General features: G+C 56.6%; 13 protein-coding genes. 5 read left to right on the top strand and 8 right to left on the bottom strand.

Translation table 11 applies throughout. The annotated features are described in order from the left end of the window. The first annotated feature begins 61 nt into the window (after positions 1–61). The gene (locus MX657_RS18820) at positions 62–1,609 is read left to right on the top strand and encodes a methyl-accepting chemotaxis protein (RefSeq protein WP_346806406.1); all 1,548 of its coding nucleotides are present in this window, start codon (positions 62–64) and stop codon (positions 1,607–1,609) included. 48 nt (positions 1,610–1,657) lie between these two features. Here MX657_RS18820 and MX657_RS18815 read toward each other — a convergent pair whose 3' ends face one another. Next, positions 1,658–1,990 carry a YMGG-like glycine zipper-containing protein gene (locus MX657_RS18815; RefSeq protein WP_119916378.1) on the bottom strand — a complete coding sequence of 111 codons (333 nt, stop codon included), beginning with the start codon at positions 1,988–1,990 and terminating at the stop codon, positions 1,658–1,660. A 160-nt stretch (positions 1,991–2,150) separates the two neighbouring features. Continuing rightward, positions 2,151–3,020: a glutathione-dependent disulfide-bond oxidoreductase gene (yghU, locus tag MX657_RS18810; RefSeq protein WP_080328190.1), complete on the bottom strand. Its 870-nt coding sequence runs from the start codon at positions 3,018–3,020 to the stop codon at positions 2,151–2,153. A gap of 183 nt (positions 3,021–3,203) precedes the next feature. On the opposite strand from yghU, the gene gss reads away from it, so the two are divergent. After that, positions 3,204–5,066, top strand: coding sequence for a bifunctional glutathionylspermidine amidase/synthase (gene gss / locus MX657_RS18805; RefSeq protein ID WP_346806405.1), 1,863 nt, complete (start codon positions 3,204–3,206; stop codon positions 5,064–5,066). A gap of 52 nt (positions 5,067–5,118) precedes the next feature. On the opposite strand, the gene pgaD is transcribed toward gss, so the two are convergent. Genes pgaD through pgaA form a run of 4 tightly spaced genes read right to left on the bottom strand, consistent with a single transcriptional unit; the run spans position 5,119 to position 11,258 of the window. Continuing rightward, on the bottom strand, positions 5,119–5,553 hold the full coding sequence (gene pgaD / locus MX657_RS18800; protein ID WP_346806403.1) for a poly-beta-1,6-N-acetyl-D-glucosamine biosynthesis protein PgaD: 435 nt from the start codon (positions 5,551–5,553) through the stop codon (positions 5,119–5,121). Then, positions 5,550–6,881: a poly-beta-1,6-N-acetyl-D-glucosamine synthase gene (pgaC, locus tag MX657_RS18795; protein WP_346806401.1), complete on the bottom strand. Its 1,332-nt coding sequence runs from the start codon at positions 6,879–6,881 to the stop codon at positions 5,550–5,552. The genes pgaD and pgaC overlap by 4 nt, the downstream gene beginning before the upstream one ends. Continuing rightward, positions 6,874–8,811 carry a poly-beta-1,6-N-acetyl-D-glucosamine N-deacetylase PgaB gene (gene pgaB / locus MX657_RS18790; protein ID WP_119916373.1) on the bottom strand — a complete coding sequence of 646 codons (1,938 nt, stop codon included), beginning with the start codon at positions 8,809–8,811 and terminating at the stop codon, positions 6,874–6,876. The genes pgaC and pgaB overlap by 8 nt, the downstream gene beginning before the upstream one ends. Before the next feature lie 8 nt (positions 8,812–8,819). Then, positions 8,820–11,258 (bottom strand): poly-beta-1,6 N-acetyl-D-glucosamine export porin PgaA, encoded by a 2,439-nt coding sequence (pgaA, locus tag MX657_RS18785; protein WP_346806399.1) that lies wholly within the window; start codon positions 11,256–11,258, stop codon positions 8,820–8,822. A gap of 672 nt (positions 11,259–11,930) precedes the next feature. Between pgaA and MX657_RS18780 the strand changes: the two genes are divergently transcribed. Continuing rightward, positions 11,931–12,458, top strand: a complete 528-nt coding sequence (locus tag MX657_RS18780) for a helix-turn-helix domain-containing protein (RefSeq protein ID WP_346808575.1) — start codon at positions 11,931–11,933, stop codon at positions 12,456–12,458. A gap of 61 nt (positions 12,459–12,519) precedes the next feature. On the opposite strand, the gene MX657_RS18775 is transcribed toward MX657_RS18780, so the two are convergent. Both MX657_RS18775 and MX657_RS18770 read right to left on the bottom strand, forming a co-directional pair. After that, on the bottom strand, positions 12,520–15,522 hold the full coding sequence (locus MX657_RS18775) for an autotransporter outer membrane beta-barrel domain-containing protein (RefSeq protein WP_346806397.1): 3,003 nt from the start codon (positions 15,520–15,522) through the stop codon (positions 12,520–12,522). A 114-nt stretch (positions 15,523–15,636) separates the two neighbouring features. Next, complete coding sequence (locus tag MX657_RS18770; RefSeq protein ID WP_061097082.1) at positions 15,637–15,951, bottom strand: lipoprotein; 315 nt, start codon at positions 15,949–15,951, stop codon at positions 15,637–15,639. Between the two features lie 175 nt (positions 15,952–16,126). Between MX657_RS18770 and MX657_RS18765 the strand changes: the two genes are divergently transcribed. Together MX657_RS18765 and MX657_RS18760 are read left to right on the top strand one after the other, a co-directional pair. Continuing rightward, a complete protein-coding gene (locus tag MX657_RS18765; RefSeq protein WP_217480282.1) occupies positions 16,127–16,759 on the top strand; it encodes a LuxR C-terminal-related transcriptional regulator in 633 nt (210 codons plus the stop codon). Beyond that, complete coding sequence (locus MX657_RS18760; protein ID WP_346806396.1) at positions 16,756–18,540, top strand: hybrid sensor histidine kinase/response regulator; 1,785 nt, start codon at positions 16,756–16,758, stop codon at positions 18,538–18,540. Before MX657_RS18765 ends, MX657_RS18760 begins: the two co-directional genes overlap by 4 nt. The last annotated feature ends 30 nt before the right edge of the window (positions 18,541–18,570 follow it).

Genomic DNA, 18,570 nt, shown 5'->3' with positions numbered 1-18,570 from the left:
TGCCGATAACGAGAGTAGCACTCGCCTCTGGGCGAATTCACCCTCACGGCAAGGAAGATTTATGAATATGCTACGTAATTTCACGATCCGTTTCGTCATGCTGACGATCCTCGGGATCTTTTGTTTAATGTGGGCAGGCGTTGGGTTGTACAGCACCTGGTCCCTGTCACGGGTATCAGATGGCAATGAAGTCGATCGCCAGCTGGTGAAACAGATGACGGTGCTCAGCCAGGGCAACGATCAGTATTTCCGTTTTGTCACCCGCCTGAGCCGCGCAATGGAAGTTAAGGCCGCTGGCGGCACGCCGGATTTGTCCTCTGCCCAACAGGCGCTGGACAATATGGGTAAGAAACTGGCCGAAATGAAGGCGAACTCACCTGGCCCAATGGATGAGCAGGTCTCTGCGCAGGTGATAGGTTCCTGGCAGGCGCTGCTTGAACAGGGCGTCACGCCGCAAATGGAGCAGGCGAAGCTGGCCTCGCTTGAGGGCTATCGTCAGCAGGCCAATAACGTCACGCCGCCGCTGAGCCGTGCGTTCGGGGCCGCCGCCGAAGAGTTCAACAATGCCGCCGCGAAGACGCTCGACAGCACCCGCGTGATGGTGGACGGCCTGACCAGCATGACCCGCACGGTGATTATCGCCGCGACGATCGTCGGTCTGCTGATCCTGCTTTTCACCGACCGCTATCTGGTTTCGATGCTGGTTAAACCGCTGGATCGCATTCGCCAGCAGTTCCGCCAGATTGCCCAGGGCGATCTCAGCCAGCCCATTGAGCCGTTCGGTCGCAACTGTGTGGGGCAGCTGGTGCCGCTGCTGAGCGCCATGCAGGACAGCCTGCGTGAAGCGGTCAGCACCATTCGCTCCGGCAGTGAGAACATCTGGCGCGGCGCGACGGAAATCTCCAGCGGTAATAACGATCTCTCTTCCCGTACCGAAGAGCAGGCTGCCGCGCTGGAAGAGACGGCGGCCAGCATGGAACAGCTGACCGCCACCGTGAAGCTGAACGCGGAAAGCGCGCGCCAGGCCAGCCAGCTTGCCGATGTGGCCTCAACCACCGCCAGCCGCGGCGGTTCGCTGGTGGAAGAGGTGGTCACCACCATGAGCGGTATTTCGGAAAGCTCGAAGAAAATTGCTGAAATTACCAATGTGATCAACAGCATCGCCTTCCAGACCAATATTCTGGCGCTCAATGCGGCCGTAGAAGCGGCGCGCGCGGGCGAGCAGGGGCGTGGATTCGCCGTGGTGGCGGGTGAAGTCCGTAACCTGGCAAGCCGAAGCGCCAATGCGGCAAAAGAAATTGAGGGGCTGATTACTGATTCCGTGACCCGCGTAGAGCAGGGTGCGCAGCTGGTGAGCGACACCGGCACCACCATGGATGCAATTTTGCGTGACGTGACGGAAGTGACGACCATTATGAAGCAAATCGCTTCCGCCTCTGAAGAGCAAAGCAAGGGCATCTCGCAGGTCGGAATTGCCATTACGCAGATGGACGGCGTCACTCAGCAGAACGCCTCGCTGGTAGAAGAGGTTTCCGCGGCGGCGGCGGCGCTGGAGCGTCAGACCGAAGAGCTTCAGCGTTCGGTGCAGAAGTTCCGCCTGACGGCATAACACAACAGGCCGCCTGGTGCGGCCTTAGTCTTTCTTTTCCCGATGCTGTTAGTGCGTCGCTTCACCAATCAGCGCGCCCGTGCCGGCACCCACGGCTGCGCCTTTCAGCACGCTCTTGCCCGTCACTGCAGCCGCGCCCGCGCCAACAACAGCACCTACGGCACCGCCCTTACGTGCGTCTTTGCCTTTTTCTCCGTTTTTGAACATTGCACCCGTGCCTGCGCCAACGACGGCGCCACCCACGGTTGATTTCAGATCTTTGCCCGTGGCGGCGCCAATAGCAGCACCTGCGACTGCACCTGCAGCGGTTTTGTCGATGGCCATTCCCGAGGTGGAAAAAATGAGGGCGCTGATAACCAGCGTTGTTTTAATAAGTTTCATAACAGATCCTTTGTGACTGCTGTCGGTTGATACGTCGTTTCTCACTTTCTCACGCGAGAAAAACGTCCAGATAGTGCCAGCAATACCGGCTCAACCTTTAGGCTAATCATGCCCTGGGCAAGGATCTCAGTTGCCGGGCGGGGAGCCGCCCGGCGGAATGTTACGCCTGACGCTTGTCTTCCGTATTGGTATCGAAGTCGCTCGCCGCGTGGCGTTCGTGGAGCTGCTCGTTCAGCTCGCCGCTGGTGCGGTTAACGATGCGACCGCGCTTAACGGCATGGCGGTTCGCCACGTCTTTTGCCCAGCGCTGGACGTTGGTGTACTTTTCAGCGTCAAGGAACTCGGCGGCGTTGTATACGCTGCCCAGCGCCACGCAGCCGAACCACGGCCAGATCGCCATATCCGCGATGGTGTACTCCTCACCCGCCACGTAGCGGCCGCGCGCCAGCTGTTTATCCAGCACGTCGAACAGGCGCTTGGCTTCCATGGTGAAGCGGTCAATCGCGTACTCAATCTTCACCGGCGCATAGTTGTAGAAGTGACCAAAGCCGCCGCCGAGGAAGGGTGCCGCGCCCTGCAGCCAGAACAGCCAGTTCAGGGTTTCGGTGCGTCCAGCCGGATCTTTTGGCAGGAAGTGACCAAATTTTTCTGCCAGATAAAGCAGGATGCTGCCGGATTCAAATACGCGCGTTGGCGGGTTCGTGGAATGGTCACGAAGCGCCGGTATTTTCGAGTTCGGGTTCACGTCAACAAACCCACTGGAGAACTGATCGCCCTCGCCGATGCGGATCAACCACGCGTCGTATTCCGCGCCCGTCACGCCCAGCGCCAGCAGCTCTTCGAGCATGATGGTCACCTTCTGGCCGTTGGGCGTTCCCAGGGAGTAGAGCTGTAGCGGGTGGGTACCCACGGGCAGATCTTTCTCGTGCGTCGCGCCGGAAATCGGGCGGTTAATATTGGCGAACGCGCCGCCGTTGTTCTTTTTCCATTCCCACACTTTCGGTGGCTGATAGGTGTTTTCTTCTGACATGTTGGCCTGCCTTTTCGGTGTTGTGTTGAGGCAGTGTAGCAGGTGGCAGGGGAACCGTTTAACGATGCGAGCGTAATGCACAGGGCAGGTGTATGATAAATCCACCTCTGTCAGGTTAATTACAACGTGCAGACGACGACAACCCTTCAAAAAATTGCCGCCTGCCTGTTTTAGGTTGGATACATGCGTAAAGGAAAGTTAAGCAGTGATGCGCCATTCGGGACGTTGTTAGGCTATGCGCCGGGTGGCGTGGCGATTTACTCATCAAATTATGGCAGTCTGGATCCGCGCAACTACCCGGAAGAGGCGGATTTCCGCAGCTATATCGGCAACGAATACATGGGCCACAAGTGGCAGTGCGTTGAGTTTGCCCGCCGTTTCCTGTTCCTCAACTATGGCTTCGTGTTTACCGATGTCGGCATGGCGTGGGAGATTTTCTCCCTGCGCTTTTTACGCCAGGTGGTAAACGATAACATCCTGCCGCTGCAGGCCTTTTCCAACGGTTCGAAACGCGCGCCGCGCGCCGGGGCACTGCTGATCTGGCAAAAGGGCGGCGAGTTCCATGAGACCGGCCACGTGGCGGTGATCACCCAGCTTCTGGACGATAAGGTGCGTATCGCGGAGCAAAACGTCATTCACTCCCCGCTGCCGCTCGGGCAGCAGTGGACGCGCGAGCTGCGCATGACCGTCGAGAACGGCTGCTACACCCTTCATGATACCTTCAGCGATACCGAAATCCTCGGCTGGATGATCCAGACGGAGGACACCGAGCACAGCATTCTCCAGCCGGAACCGGACGGTGAACTGTTGAAAATCCGCGGCGCACGATTGAAAAACAAACGTCAGTTCGACGGGAAATGGCTCAACGAGGACGATGCGCTTCAGCAGGCGTATATCCGTGCGAACGGGCATGTGATCAACAAAGATCCCTGCCAGTATTTCACCATCACCGAAAGCGCTGAGCAGGAGCTGATCAAGGCCACCAACGAACTGCACCTGATGTACCTGCACGCGACGGATAAAGTGCTGAAAGACGACAGCCTGCTGGCGCTGTTCGACATCCCGAAAATCCTCTGGCCGCGCCTGCGCCTCTCCTGGCAGTGGCGTCGCCACCATATGATCACCGGTCGTATGGATTTCTGCATGGATGAGCGCGGCATTAAGGTTTACGAGTACAACGCCGACTCTGCGTCCTGCCACACCGAAGGCGGGCTCATACTCGAAGAGTGGGTGAAAAACGGCTATCGCGGCAACGGGCATAACCCGGCGGAAGGGCTGCTGGAGGAGCTGACCGGCGCATGGAAGCACAGCCACGCGCGGCCTTTTGTGCACATCATGCAGGACAACGACGTCGAAGAGGACTACCACGCCCTCTTTATTCAGCGCTCGCTGATGCAGGCCGGGTTCGAGACCAAAATCCTGCACGGGCTGGAGGCGCTGAGCTGGGATGCCGCGGGGCAGCTGATTGACGACGAAGGTCGCCACGTCAACTGCGTGTGGAAAACCTGGGCGTGGGAAACGGCGATAGAGCAGATCCGCGAGGTGAGCGAAACCGAATACGCCGCCGTGCCGATCCGCACCGGGCACCCTGAAGGCGAAGTGCGTCTGATTGATGTTCTGCTGCGCCCGGAAGTGCTGGTCTTTGAACCGCTGTGGACCGTTATTCCCGGCAACAAGGCGATTCTTCCGGTCCTGTGGCAGCTGTTCCCGAACCACCGTTACCTGCTTGATACCGATTTTGAGGTTAACGATCTGCTGAAGCAGACTGGATACGCTGTGAAACCGATTGCCGGACGCTGCGGCAGCAATATCGATCTCATCAGCGCCCAGGACGAACTGCTGGATAAATCCAGCGGCAAGTTTGTCGATCGCAAAAATATCTACCAGCAGCTGTGGTGTCTGCCGAACGTCGACGGCAAGTACATTCAGGTTTGTACCTTCACCGTGGGCGGGAACTACGGCGGGACCTGCCTGCGCGGCGACGATTCGCTGGTGGTGAAAAAAGAGAGCGATATCGAGCCGCTGATTGTACTGAAGGATAAGTAACGTCCATTTGCGGTAAAAAAGCCCCCGCCGGGCATCCTGCGGGGGCTTTTTGTTACTGCGCTTCCTCGTCCTGCTGCGCGCTCGTTTTCAACTCGATAATGCGTCCTATCTGGTCATGATAAACCGTCAGCAGGTTGTGCTGGCTCATCTCCGAGATGAGTTGCGGTGAGACGTTAAAGCTGCGGGCAAGTTCGTCATGATGCAACAAGCCCGGCTGACGCCGACTTACGTTCGTGCGGCGGCGATTGTACTGATACCACAAAATCAGCAGCCAGCCGTTGAGCGCGGCGAGCAGAAAATAGATCAACACCGTGTTAAAGGAAGCAATAATGGCTCCCCAGCGGTAGTCGCTCTCTTCGGTCAGGTGCATCCACAGCCTGGCGTACAGGAAAAACAGAAATCCTCCCCACGCCAGTAGCGTTAACGCAGCATCGAAAAGACGCGGCAATAGCCGATGTTCCGTCAAAATTAAGGTATTTTCGTTCATTGAAGGCTTCCTTTTCCCCGGTCCGGGCTGATCCAGCGCGCGCGGGCGCGCTGGCGTTTAAGCATGACTTTTGGAAATGCGACGAGGGTGGTGAACAGGCCAATCATCCAGTACACCATCGGGAACCAAATCACCCAAAAAAGCGAGCTGGCCACTTTCCGCTCATAGCGCCGCTCAATGTACAAACTGACCAGGAACTGCAGCAGGCACATCACTCCCAGCAGCAGCCCGGTAAACTCTGGCGGGAACAGCGTTTCAACGGTCAGATTGGCCGGAAGCGGAACAATATGCCCAATGGCGAACAGCAGCACGGTTATCGCGTAAGCGAATGCCCACAGCGTTGACAGCGCGTACTCCAGAAACAGGGGCCACATGCGGTGGTGTTCCCAGCGCACCATTTTGCGCAGGTTGACCAGAAACACCTCCGCACCCCCCTGCGCCCAGCGCAGACGCTGCTTCCACAGTCCCTTCAGCGTCTCCGGCATCAGGATCCAGCACAGCGCGCGCGGCTCGAAAAAGATATCCCAGTGGCGCAGCTGGAGCTTCCAACTGATGTCGATATCTTCGGTGATCATGTCCGGGCTCCAGTACCCGACGTCCGCCAGCGCCTGTCGGCGAAAGGCGGCAATGACGCCGGAGACGGTAAAGACCCGGCCATAGATCCGCTGCGTCCGCTTGATGAGTCCAATAATGGACGAGAACTCACCTACCTGAATGCGGCCAATCAGCGTGGAGCGCGTGCGAATGCGCGGGTTCCCGGTAACCGCCCCGACGTGAGGGTACTGAATCAGCGGCGCTACCAGATAGGCAGCGGTGTCGCGGTCCAGCAGGGCGTCGCCGTCAATGCAGACCAGCAGATCGCCCCGGGCCGCCGCCGCCCCGGCTTTGAGCGCCACGGCTTTCCCCTGGTTCTCCGCGAGGTTAATCACCCGCAGGCGCGGCTGCTCCAGCGCCAGCTGGTGCAGCACCTGTGCGGTGTTGTCAGACGAGCCGTCGTTGATGGCGATCACTTCTATATTCTCGTACCGCTGAGCCAGCGCGGCGCTAATGGTCTCTCTGGCGTGTCTTTCCTCATTGAAGCAGGGGATCAGAATGGAGATAAGCGGCTCGCCGATAAGCGCCGGAGCGGGCGTGTCTTTATCCCATGACCAGTGGCGTTCAAGCTGAAACCAGAAATAGAGGCCGCCGGTGACCCAAAGCACGGACATAAACAGCGGCCAGAAAAAGACAAAATCCAGAATCAGTTCGCCGGTAAAGAGAGCGGCCACGCCTAACGGCAGCCCGAATACCAGACATAAAATTGAAAAGGCGATTAAGCGATCAGTCATTGTCAGGGTACCAGTACGAAGAAAATACGGGCCTGATGCGCGAGATATCAGGCTGGTTATTGATAAAGTCGTCGGGGTAGTAGCCGTAGTGTTTAATGCCGTTCAGCTGGAGCACGCGCATCCACGCCGCGAGCTGGCTGTCGGAGACGGCGCGCTGCGGTTTTTGCTCCCAGTCCCTGGCCTGCAGCTCGAAAATGGTTTTATCCAGCGCGCCGGGCCGAGCGGCGACGGCTTTGATCAAACGCGTCAGCCACGCATTGCTCTCGTTCGCCGGAACGGACTCCATCAGCGGCATCGCCATCGGCACCGTCCAGTCATAGGCCGCCAGAAAATCATCAAGATTTTGTGCAAACCACGCTTCGCTCTCGGGCTGCAGAATGGGTAAGACGAACATATTGCGCGCGGTTTTTATCTGCGGGCCGCGGATGTGCTTCACCGCCTGGCTCAGAGCGCGGGTAAACCCGATAAGCATCCGGCTTTTCTGGCGGGTCGTGTCCTGCATGGCATCGTCAACATCCGTCAGCACCGCATCGTCATGGAACAGGATCCCGTTGAAGCTGGCGTAGCGGGCCAGATCTTCATAGATATCCGTCACCTGCTGGCGCACCTGCGGGTCCCACGGGGAGAGCCGGATATAGGGCTCGGTGGCCTCGCGCAGCTGTCCTGTCCGATCGTCCCGGCGCTGCACGCGCGGCAGGGCAGGATCGAGATCAAACGAGAGTACCGGCATCCACGCGTAGACCTTCACCCCCGCGCGGGTTTGCAGCTGCCAGGAGACGAAGTTAAAGAGATCGGCCCGGACCGGCAGCCGACGATTGGGAAAATAGAGCGCTTTGATCCTGCCGTCGCCCTGCGGGTCGGCAAACGCCTGCAGGAAGACGTGGCCGATCTTCATGTCATAGACCCGCTGGATCAGCCTGTTGATGTTTTGGGTCTGCTGCGCCGGATCGGGATCGTAAACGTAGTCGAGATCGACATGCATCACGCGCACGGGATCGCGCTCCTGAACCTGGCTGACCGAACTGGCAAACGCTTTGAGCGAGGGGTTACCGGCGATCAGCAAACGGGGAATGCTACCGAGATTGCGCACGTCACCCAGCCCGTCCTCCAGGGTAAAGGCCAGCTGGTAACCCTGTTGTCTGGCGATGGCGAGCGACGTACCGCTGGCGGCCCCGTAAGGCCAGACCCAGGCGCGCGGCGCCTTACCGGTCACCTGCGTGATTTTTTCGGTCACCTTACGCACGTCATCGCCGATCCGCTGGCTGAACTGCTGGTCAGTTTCATAGCGTCCAGTCGCTTTATCATAAAAGCGGTTGGCGATGGCCGGTTCACGGCTGCCCTGCGGGTTGGCAACAATGCCGTAATGCGAGGCCCAGGTATGCGAGCCGATCTCAACCAGAGGAGACTGGCTTAATTCGCGCACCATGTCCCAGGTCGCGAAGCGATCCCGGGGCGTCATCAGGCCGCCAAAGTTCACCTTCTGGTTTGCTGGCGTATCCACCCAACTTCCCACCGGCGCCCAGAGCGCAGGCACGTTCCAGGCCTTAAGCAGCGGCCAGACGCGGGTGTAGAAGCTGCTGTAGCCGTCGTCAAAGCTGAGCAAAACGGCTTTGGGCGGCAGCGTTTTTTTCCCGTCATGCGCGTCCAGAATGTCCTGCACGCTGATGGCGTGATAGCCGTTGTGCAAAAGCCAGCTTATCTGCTCGTTTAACGCGCTGGTGCGTACGGAGAGGTAGCGCTGATCGGCGGCATCATCTTCGACGTCGTGGTAGGCCAGCACCAGAAACTGATTCTTCGGCCAGGGTTTACTCGCCTCCGGCTGCGGCCGATCTTTGGGCGCAATGAACGAGATAGCCTGCGCGCAGACGCTCGCACTGAGGCAGAGCCAGCCGATGAGTATCAGGCTCACGGAAAAACGTGTGTTCAGCATATTCATCCTTAAAAGCGTAAAGTCGCATCAAGCGTGACGGAGAGGTTGCTCTCGCGTTTGCCGTCGTAAGGGCGTTTGTCCCAGTTCAGCATCACGCCGGTATCAATGACGTTATTCCACTGGACGCGTTGCCCGTAGCCCAGCAGAGCGATGGCGCCAGCGGACTGGTTTTTCTGCCAGTAGTTGCCGCCTCCCGCCACAAACTGCTGGCTCCAGAGGGTGTCGTAATGGCGGACCATCTCATGGTCCACGGCCAGGGCGGCCGTCACGGACAGATCCCGCGCCGGGTTGTAATAGAGCGTGTTGCGCAGGCTGTTTTTACTGGCGGCGAGCCCAGGTTCAAGATCCAGCGTCAGGGTCGGGGACTGCCAGAGACGCTCCTTACCCGTAAGGGTGTATTCCTGTCGGCGGTTATGGTCTGAGAAGCGGCTGACGGCGGCGCTGAACTGGTACTCGCGGCGCTCGTTTTGATACCAACGCACCCCAGCTTCACCCCGGTTGGCGCTGATCCCGTTGCGTAATGCCCGTAGCGGCGTGGTGCGGGATAAGCGCTCAAGGCTGCCGCTGACCTGCCAGTTATCATTGAGAAAGTATGTGGATGAGAGGCGAGCACCCGGCTTGTTTTCACCGTGATAGCGGTTGCTGGAGAGCTCGGCTTCGAGCTGAAGGTCGCGAGGCCGCCACTCGACGCCGCCCAGGAGATGGCGGCTGGTGCCTTTGCCTTCATCGAAATTACCCTGCGCATAGCGGGCACCCGCAAACAGCCGCCAGCTATCCGCTATCGGGGGACCATAGAGCGTGGCGTCCCATGTGAGGTCGTGCGTCCCGCTGACGGGGTTATCGGAGTGCAAACCTTTGCCCGCGTTAAGGCGCAGCTCGGACATATGGTGGACGGCTCTGAGCCTGTCCAGACGCCGGGCGCTGCGATCGACGGGCGCGCGAGCCAGCACGTCGTCGGCCAGCAGGTCCATCTGTCGCCACTCCTGCAGATCCATGGCGACGTAAGCCTGCTGTTGTTCCAGCTCCAGGTTTGATGGCTCCAGCGCCTCCGCCCTTTTTAACGTTTGCTCGGCCGCGCGCGGCAGGCCCCGCGCCTGTAACAGCGTGGCATAGTCAATCTGCAATCCCTGGTTGCCCGGCGCCGTTGACGCCAGACGGTGCGCCAGCTTTTCGGCTTCCGGCAGGGCGTTGGTTGCCAGCAAATAGTTTAATTTGAGTGACTGCCCGGTAAGCCACCGATCGTTGGGCTGCGGAGTGGGCGAGCCGAAATCGTAGCGGGTCCACGGAACGCTGCGGGTCTGGCGCTCTACGTACTGGCGAGCGGCCTGATATTGCCCGGTGTCCAGCCAGGCGTAGAAAAGCGCATGCTCATCGTCCTGCGGATCGGCGGCGTATTGCGGATAGCGTTGCAGCAGCGAGAAGGCGGCAGAAGCGTTTTGCTCCTGCAGATACGCGGAGATCGCCCAGCCGATGGCCCAGTCCGGCACCGGATGCTGCGCTGCCGTCAGCGCCTGATATTCACGGATGACCTGCGGGTAATCGCCATGCGCGTACAGCGCGCCAAGCCTGTCGATGCGCGCCAGGATGACGTCCTCCGCCGCCTGCGGCTCGTGTTGCCAGCGGGAGAGCAGGGCGTCGTAACGATTAAGTGCCGTTTGCGCCAGCTGCAGGCGCTCCTTTTCCGTTCTGCCTGGCACATCGGCAAGGCGGACGAGTTCGGCGGCGGCATTACGCTCAAGAAGACGACGCTCCGCGGGGGGCAGCGTTACCCCTTGTGACAGCTGGAGCGCGGGGGTATTTACCCGGCTATCCGTTAGCGCGTCGATCTGCTCGCTGAGGAGTGCTTTATTCTCCGGCGCGAGGGTCAGCGCGCGCGTGTCGGATAAAAGCCGATCCCATCTTTTACCCTGTCGTAACCAGACGTACGACAGCGTCTGAAGGTGTGCCTGAGAGGGATTTTCCGCAACCAGCCGTCGGGCTTCCTGCAGAGCGAGCGCATCCATACGGGCATCGGCCAGGGTTTTGATATAGCCGATACGATAATCGTCGTTATCCGGCGCAAGGCTAAGCGCCTCCTTCCAGAGCGATAAGGCTGGCTGCCACGCTTTTTGATTTCTCCTCGCCTGTGCGACGGCAGCAACACCCCGGGCGGGCAGCGGCATATAAACGCCATAACGCTGCCAGACCTGAATAACCTCGTCATCGCGGCCTGCCCAGGAGGCAACCTGTAACCAGTCTGCCACCTGCCCGGACGTCAGCGCATGCTGTTGCTGATAATGCTGAACATAATCGAGAAACGGCGTGTAATTACCGTTACGCGCCTGTTGAATCTGCTTTTCATAAACGGATTCCGTCGCCTGAACCAGAACAGGAAAGAGTAATAACAGAAACAATAACCCTGGGGCGCGATAAAAGAATAACGTTTTGAAACGAAGCGATCTTTCCATATCTATTTGCCATTTGTTTATCATGAATCCATTGCATAACACGACTGCCTTTTAACTCTGTGTTAAAGGCCATAAATGAGAACATTAAATCTGAAAGCGGTGATGTTATGGGGTACTTACTTAAAGGTAATTATGGATCCTTATCTCGGTGAACTGGATGGAAGGTAATGTACACCTGATATGTTGCCGGATAAATATGTTGAAAAGCGGCTGGATGGTTTTGAGATAATTCTGTAATGGCACGTTTTTGATGATTATTTTGAATTGGGGTGTTATTTGTAATTCATTGATTAAATTGTGTTTTATTTTTATTGCAAAGATTTTGTTTATATTTTTAATGTAGTTCATTCGTGCCAGTTAAAGTACTTTCTGGTACATGTTTGGGAAGTTTCATGACAAAAATTCTTAATGTTTGGTGAAGCGTCTTTTCTGAGATTGTTTTTTATTTATAATTAATATCAGCCATTGAATGATAGTCTACAGGAAGTCTAACGCATCAATGCGTGCATTGAGGGATGATCAAAGCCGGAATACATTTGTCGTTAATATAAATACGCTATAAAACGAAGGCGCTCTTCTTTCAGGGGAGGCGTTCTTGCTTTAATCTAAAAGGGATGGTTAGTGGCAACTTCAATAGTGTTAGTGACTCAGGATCGCTATCTTGTCAGGGGGATGAGGCTATTTTTTCCGGATATTATCCTGCTCGACTCGATTGACACAAACATATTTGATAACGGTGCAGATGAATATTCTGTGTTGATTGATAGTCGTTCTCCGCTCCGTTTATATGACTACCTGATACGCCATCCGGCCAGAACGAAAAAAACGATCTGCTGCGTGATGCTGGATATGCGCCATCGCGAGGAGAATCTACTCAGTATGAAGTTGTTTATGAACACGTCGCTTACGGCGCCAGATATGGCGTCGTTATTTAACCTGGTGCTCAATATGAAGGGCAGGCGTCTGACCACCAAATGGCTGCTTAACTTACGGCTAAGCACGCATGAAGCGATTATGCTGCGGTTACTGAGGGCAGGGATGTCGATGGAAGCGATTGCCGATGAGCTGAATACGTCGGTGAAAAGCCTCTATCGCAAACGAACGGCGCTGTCGGAACGCCTGGGGGCCGAAAACTTCAACGAGGCGTGTTTGTTTATCTTTAAAAACAAACTGCTGGATGCGGTTGGGAACGATCCCTGAATTCCTGTGTGCCCAAAAGCAAGAACCCGCCACAAGGGCGGGTTCTTTTAACGAAGATAATTCAGAACGACCAGCGCAGATTAGCGTTAACCGAGTTGACGCGGGTATCCGCACCATATTGCCCCTGGTAACCCACATCCAGCGTCGCAGCCCGCGACAGCTGTACGCTCACGCCGATATCACCCACCATCACGTCCTCATCCACGGCCTGCCCCTGAGTAATGAACGCGTCGCTGCCTGCAAACGCCATGCGCGAAGAGGTATTCTTATCGCCATAGGCGTGCTGCCAGCCCAACGAACCGTAGAGGTTAACGTTCTTTGGTAGCTCGGTCACACCGCGCACTCCGAGGGTGGAATAGAAGGTGTTCATCGTTTCGTTACGTACGCTCAGCGCGGCGGCGCCGCCGTCTTCCCTGAAGCTGTCGGTATGCAGTCGAACGTACGATAAATTGACGAAAGGCTCAATATTCATATCAGGCTGGCCGAAACGGTAGCCCGCTTCGGTGAACGCCAGCAGCGAGTTGGCGTCGTAATCCGACTTCAGACGATCCGAGAAGCCGCTGAAATCAACATTGCGCTCGCCTTCGATCTTGTGCCAGGTGTAACCCAGCGCGCCGCGAAGGGAGAATGCATCCTGTTGACCCGCCGCATACAGGCCAAGATGATAGTTGTCGGTATCCGTTGAGGAGCGACGGCTGTCGACGTCGTAATCACCCCGGCTGTAGCCGAAGTAGCCGCCGACACGCACGTTATGGTCCGCCAGCTTGCGATCGGCCCCCAGCAGGAAACCGGTGGTGTTGCCGTCCAGCTTGCCCACGTTACCGTCGCCGTTGTTCCGGCTCCATGAACTGAAGGTCTGACCCCAGACGCCGTTATTTTGCGGCTCAGGCTGCTGCACCAGCGACATCGCTAACGGTGGTATCGGCAGGCTGTCGTTATCAAACGCGCGCTGCATACGCTGGTTTAACACGTTAAACACCTGCGTGCTCCCAGCGATCAGGTTGGACTGTATTGACGGATAAACTTCACCGGACAGCTGATTGAATGCCTCGCGCGCTTCCGGCGCGCTCAGCAGCAGCAGCGAGTTGTACAGCGCCAGCGACGGGCCGCTTTGCGTCAGCGTGGAGAGCGCACCGGCGGTATTCCACTGGTTGCCGCTTTTGGCCACGGTCTGGAAAATCCCCGGCTTGCCGCTGCCCGGATTCTCACCGCCCGGGTTTTCTCCGCCCGGGTTCTCACCGCCTGGGTTTCCTCCTCCTGGATTTTCGCCTCCCGGGTTTTCGCCTCCCGGATTCTCGCCGCCGGTCTCTTTCTGCGCGATGGTCAGATCGACGGCGTTGGTGCTCTGGTTGAGCGCCACGTCCAGGAAGGCGGATTTGGACACCGCCCCCGCGAACTGACCGTCAATTCCCCCGTCGGAGGTTAAAATGCGATAGCTTTGACCCGTTTTGTAGCTGGTTTGCGGATCCAGCGCGGTGACCTGTACCTGAGCCCGATCGCTGATGGTCGTTTTGCCTGCTACCAGCAGCTGGTCGCTGCGGCCATCACCGGCGATATCGACATCATAGAAAGATTCGCCCACAAAATTCAGATAACGTTTCAGCGTCAGCGTACCGATATCGCCATCCCCTGGTGAGATATGCCCGCCGGACAGGATCTCGGTCTGCCCCAGCGTACCGTTCCCCCCCAGCGTGCCACCGGCCTTGATTGACGCGGCGCTGCTGTAGCCCAGCCCGTTGCTAACGTCGGATCCCGCCGTCGCGTTGAGGATCAGCGTCCCGCCGTTCTCGGCGCTAAGGGTCTGAATATCAAAAATATCGTCTTCTGGCTGGGTGTTGATGTTGCTGGCAATAATGACTTTGCCACCGCGCGCGGTCACGTTCGCCTGAAGGGCTGAAAGATCGCCGTTCAGCGTTGTCTGCCCGGAGGTATTGATCACCTCACCTTCGCCGCTCATCTTGTTGCTGAAGACGTAATTTCCGTCGGTATGGTTGAAGTAGACATAGCTGCCGAACAGCCCGCCGCGCAGGCTGATTGCCGTATTCGCATCGAGAGTACCCGCGCCGCCCGCTGTGCCAAGCGTTGGCTCAGTTAAACCCGTTCCGGTGTCCATATTTCCGCGGCTGCCGATGATGAGCGCCCCCCGGTTCGAACCGGAACCCGAGGTCCCCACGATCAGCGTATTGCTGCCTGCGGAAAATGAACCGCCGTCAATCACCGACAGCACGCCATTGCCATAATCGCCCACGTTCACGCTGCTGCCGCTGGTAAAGCGCGAGTCTTTGCCCGCAATAACCAGCTCGGCGGTTTTACCCGCCCCGGAGACGCCCGCCACCTGCACGCCGCCAACATTAACCACCCCGCCGTTCAGCACGTCCAGGTCGCCATAAAGCGTCAATGTACGGCCAACGTTCCACTGTGAGCCGCTCCCCGTAACGGTGGCTTTCGGGCTCAGCGTGTCGGTTTCACCCGGCCCGGTACCGTTGCCGATGCGCGCATCGTAGGCGGTGCTGAGCGCCGCGCCGTCTTCAATCGACAGCGTAGAACGTGCCCCCAGATCGGTGCCTACGCTGAGAAAATTACTGATCACGCGAGAGCCGGCGCCCGTGGCGATAAGGTGGCTGTCGTAGCCGCGGGTGGTGCCGACAACGATCTCCTTCGCGCTCGCCAGCGCGCCCTCTTCGACACGCAGGGTGCCGAGGCCAAGATTCAGGTCGCCGCGCAGGACGTACTGATCGTTTACCGCGTTTAGCTCAGCGTTTGGCCCACGAACCGTGACCACGCTTTCATAAATTTGGCCGTCGAACAGCCGACCGATATTGATGTTATAGGCGGTGATTTTGCCATTATCGATCAGCAGGTTTCCGCGTTGATTACGTCCAACGTAAACATCTCCGGTGTAACCCAGCGTTTCGGTAATACGCGCGTCGCCATCAAAAATGGCATCGGCTGCACGCGCGAAATCGGCAGGTGAAAGCAGTAACAGCGGCGCGGAAAATAGAGCGAGGTAAAGTCTGGAAAGCGGCGTCTTAACCGCTAAAGCATGCGATGTAGAGTTATTCACGGGCTATCTCCGTACTCATTAGCGTGATGTCTGGAAAATCGTTTTTATGAAAACTCAGATACGTCAGAAAATATAAAAGGCGTTATTTATGTACGCCTTTTGATTTGAAGTTAATTATTTATGCGTGACAACAGGGGTACAGGTTGGCGCGCTCAGCGTCGGTGCGGATCCTAAAATCCCCGGCATCATCATTGATGAGCAATCGAAAATACGCCCTTTTTCGGTCGTAGCGCGATAAGAGAGCTTTTGTCCGCCCAGTGCGTCCGGCTGGGCACCATTAACATTGGTCACGGTTATTTCATCCGATGAACCCAGCCCCAGCATTTTAGCGGTCTCCGCCTGCAGGAGTGGAATAGCCTGATCGGTTTTCAGCGTCGAACAACCGGCTAGCATCAACGTAACGGTTAAAAAGACGAGAGGTTTTTTCATAAATTATCCTTGATATCCAATCAGTTAATTTCACTGATTGTATTTATGTTTTCATTTACTCAAATCAGCGAATAATATATTTCCCTTTCCTAATCGAAAAAACCCTCCTAAAGTAGGGTGGGTAGATAATAATTCATCTGTATTCTCAGATATGCGAAGGTCAAAGGAGGACCCTTTGGGACAGAATTATGCGTTGGTCGTTGATGACCATCCATTGGTAGCAAGCGGCATCGCCAATTTTCTGATTACACATTGCCAATTTAAGCAGGCGAGTGTGGTGACGAATGAAGACGATTGCTACCGTCAAATTAGGGATAATGGCCCGCCACGTTTGCTGGTAATCGATTTTTGGCTCTCGTCCGGAACGGCATTGAAATTACTCAAAGAAGTGAAACAACTTTACCCACAGGTACGACTCCTGGTAGTCAGCGGGGATGACAATAATGATCTCTGGCGGAAAGTTCATGCCGCCGGGGGGCACGGTTTTGTATTGAAAAGCGAACCGCCTGAAATGTTCTCACAGGCCGTTTTCGCACTCGCTAATAATGTGACCTGGTTTCCTGACGGAAGCGAACTTTCCGTTCAGTCGAATAATGAGAAGTTAAGTAAATTTAACTTAACGCCGCGACAAATAGACGTGTTAAATATGATTATGCGCGGTCTGCCAAATAAAAGAATCGCCGCGCAGCTTTCAATTTCTGAGCCCACGGTCAAAGAACACATCAGCAATATATTGAAAAAGATAGGCGTTAACAGTCGGGTAGAGGCCATTACGCTTCTGCATGGCAAGCAGGAACCGTCGGAATGAGGTTTTTCCAGAGCTTACAGAACGATGGTATCTCTCCTGCGGCGCAGATCCGTTTGCTAAACAACACCTTTCTGCGGCTGGTGTTTAGCTTTAGCGCGGTGCCCTTTGTCGGGATTCCTTTCGCCATCTGGATTTATATGCTTGGGGACGACCTCGGCCCAACGATTACCTGGATAATCATTTATCTGCTGTGTGCTGTGGCGATACGAATATTGCATCGACGCTATCAGCGCGAAGCGAAAGACAATATTGAAAAGGACGTGCTGCGACGCTGGCTTCCGCGTATCAATAATATCGCCTTTGTTCACGGGTTGGGCATTTCATCACTCTATTTAATTACCCCGCAGACGCAGAATTTTGACTTTTTCCTGCTTCTTAATATCAGCATCGCCGCTATCGTCGCCGCCAATGCGACGCATCTGACGCCCGTCATCAGCACCTTTACGCGCTTTTTCTTCGCCTCCTGGGGGGTATTAAACCTCGGTATTATCTGGCGGCTGGATGAGCTGATGTTCATCGTGCTCATGCTGAATTTGCTTTACGGCTTCGCGATTTACCGCCATGCATTAACTTCACACGCGTTCTTTATTCAGCAAGCGCTTCTTGAGGAAAAAAGCTCGCGCCTGGCGGAGCAGTTTCGTCAGGCCAAAGAGGACGCGGAGCAGGCTCTGCTGGATAAAAATCAGTTTCTGACAACCGCCAGCCACGATCTGCGCCAGCCCGTGCACGCCATGGGTTTTCTGATCGAAGCCATCCTCCACCGAAACCGGGACGACAGCCTGACGCCACAGCTTCTTGACCTGCAGCAGAGCGTTCGTTCGGTACATTTGATGCTTAACTCTCTGCTCGATCTCAGCAAAATTGAATCCGGGAATGTACTTTCGGCCCCGACCAAAGTGGATATCGGCGCTCTGCTTGACTCGGTAATCACGCTGTTTCGCGAAGAAGCCAACAGCCGCGCACTTAGGCTGTCTACCCGTCGGCCCAAACGCCGTATCTACGTGACAGGCGATCCGCTGCTGGTGCGACAATCCCTGATTAACCTGATTCAAAACGCCCTTCGCTACACGCTCAAGGGCGGTGTGCTGGTCGCCATCCGACCACGCGGTGAGGAGTGTATGGTTGAGGTGTGGGACACGGGTGTCGGTATCGCCGATGACGAGAAAGGGAAAATCTTCTCACCTTACTACCGCCCCGAGCTGGCATGGAAGATAGACAGCGCCGGACACGGGCTGGGGCTGGCCGTAGTGGCCCGTTGTGCCAAGCTGATGAAGGTGAAGTACGGGATGCAATCCATTGAAGGCAAAGGCTCACGCTTCTGGATGCGCTTCACTCAATATGCTGGTGAAGACATCGTGCTGGACACCACGCCCGCCTGTGACAGCACCGCCACGCCGGTACGCTATGCACCGCTGCACGGTTCCTGCCTGGTCGTTGATGACGACCCGCTGGTGACGTCTGCCTGGGAGAGCCTGATGAGCGTATGGGGAATCGACGTGCGCTGCGCGGCTTCCGCTGAAGAAGCGTTCGCCATTATCGACGACGGCTTCACACCGTTAGCCGTGCTGTGCGACCAGCGCCTGCGATCCGGCGAAAGCGGCTTCGACGTCCTTAAAGCGCTTTTTGAACGTCTGCCGGATATGAGCGGCGCGATAGTCAGCGGCGAATTTAATTCACCGGTTCTGCTGGAGGCAGAGCAGGAAGGGTACCTGGTGCTGCGCAAGCCTCTGGAGCCAGCTAAATTGTATGCGCTGCTGACGCAGTGGTTCGGGTGTCGCTAAGGGAATGTAGAAGTGCTGGGTTTGGCGGGC

This window comes from Enterobacter chuandaensis, from assembly GCF_039718975.1.
GTDB classification, from domain to species: domain Bacteria; phylum Pseudomonadota; class Gammaproteobacteria; order Enterobacterales; family Enterobacteriaceae; genus Enterobacter; species Enterobacter chuandaensis.
Note: the sequence above shows the minus strand (reverse complement) of the source record. Positions and strands in the feature narration are given on the sequence as shown.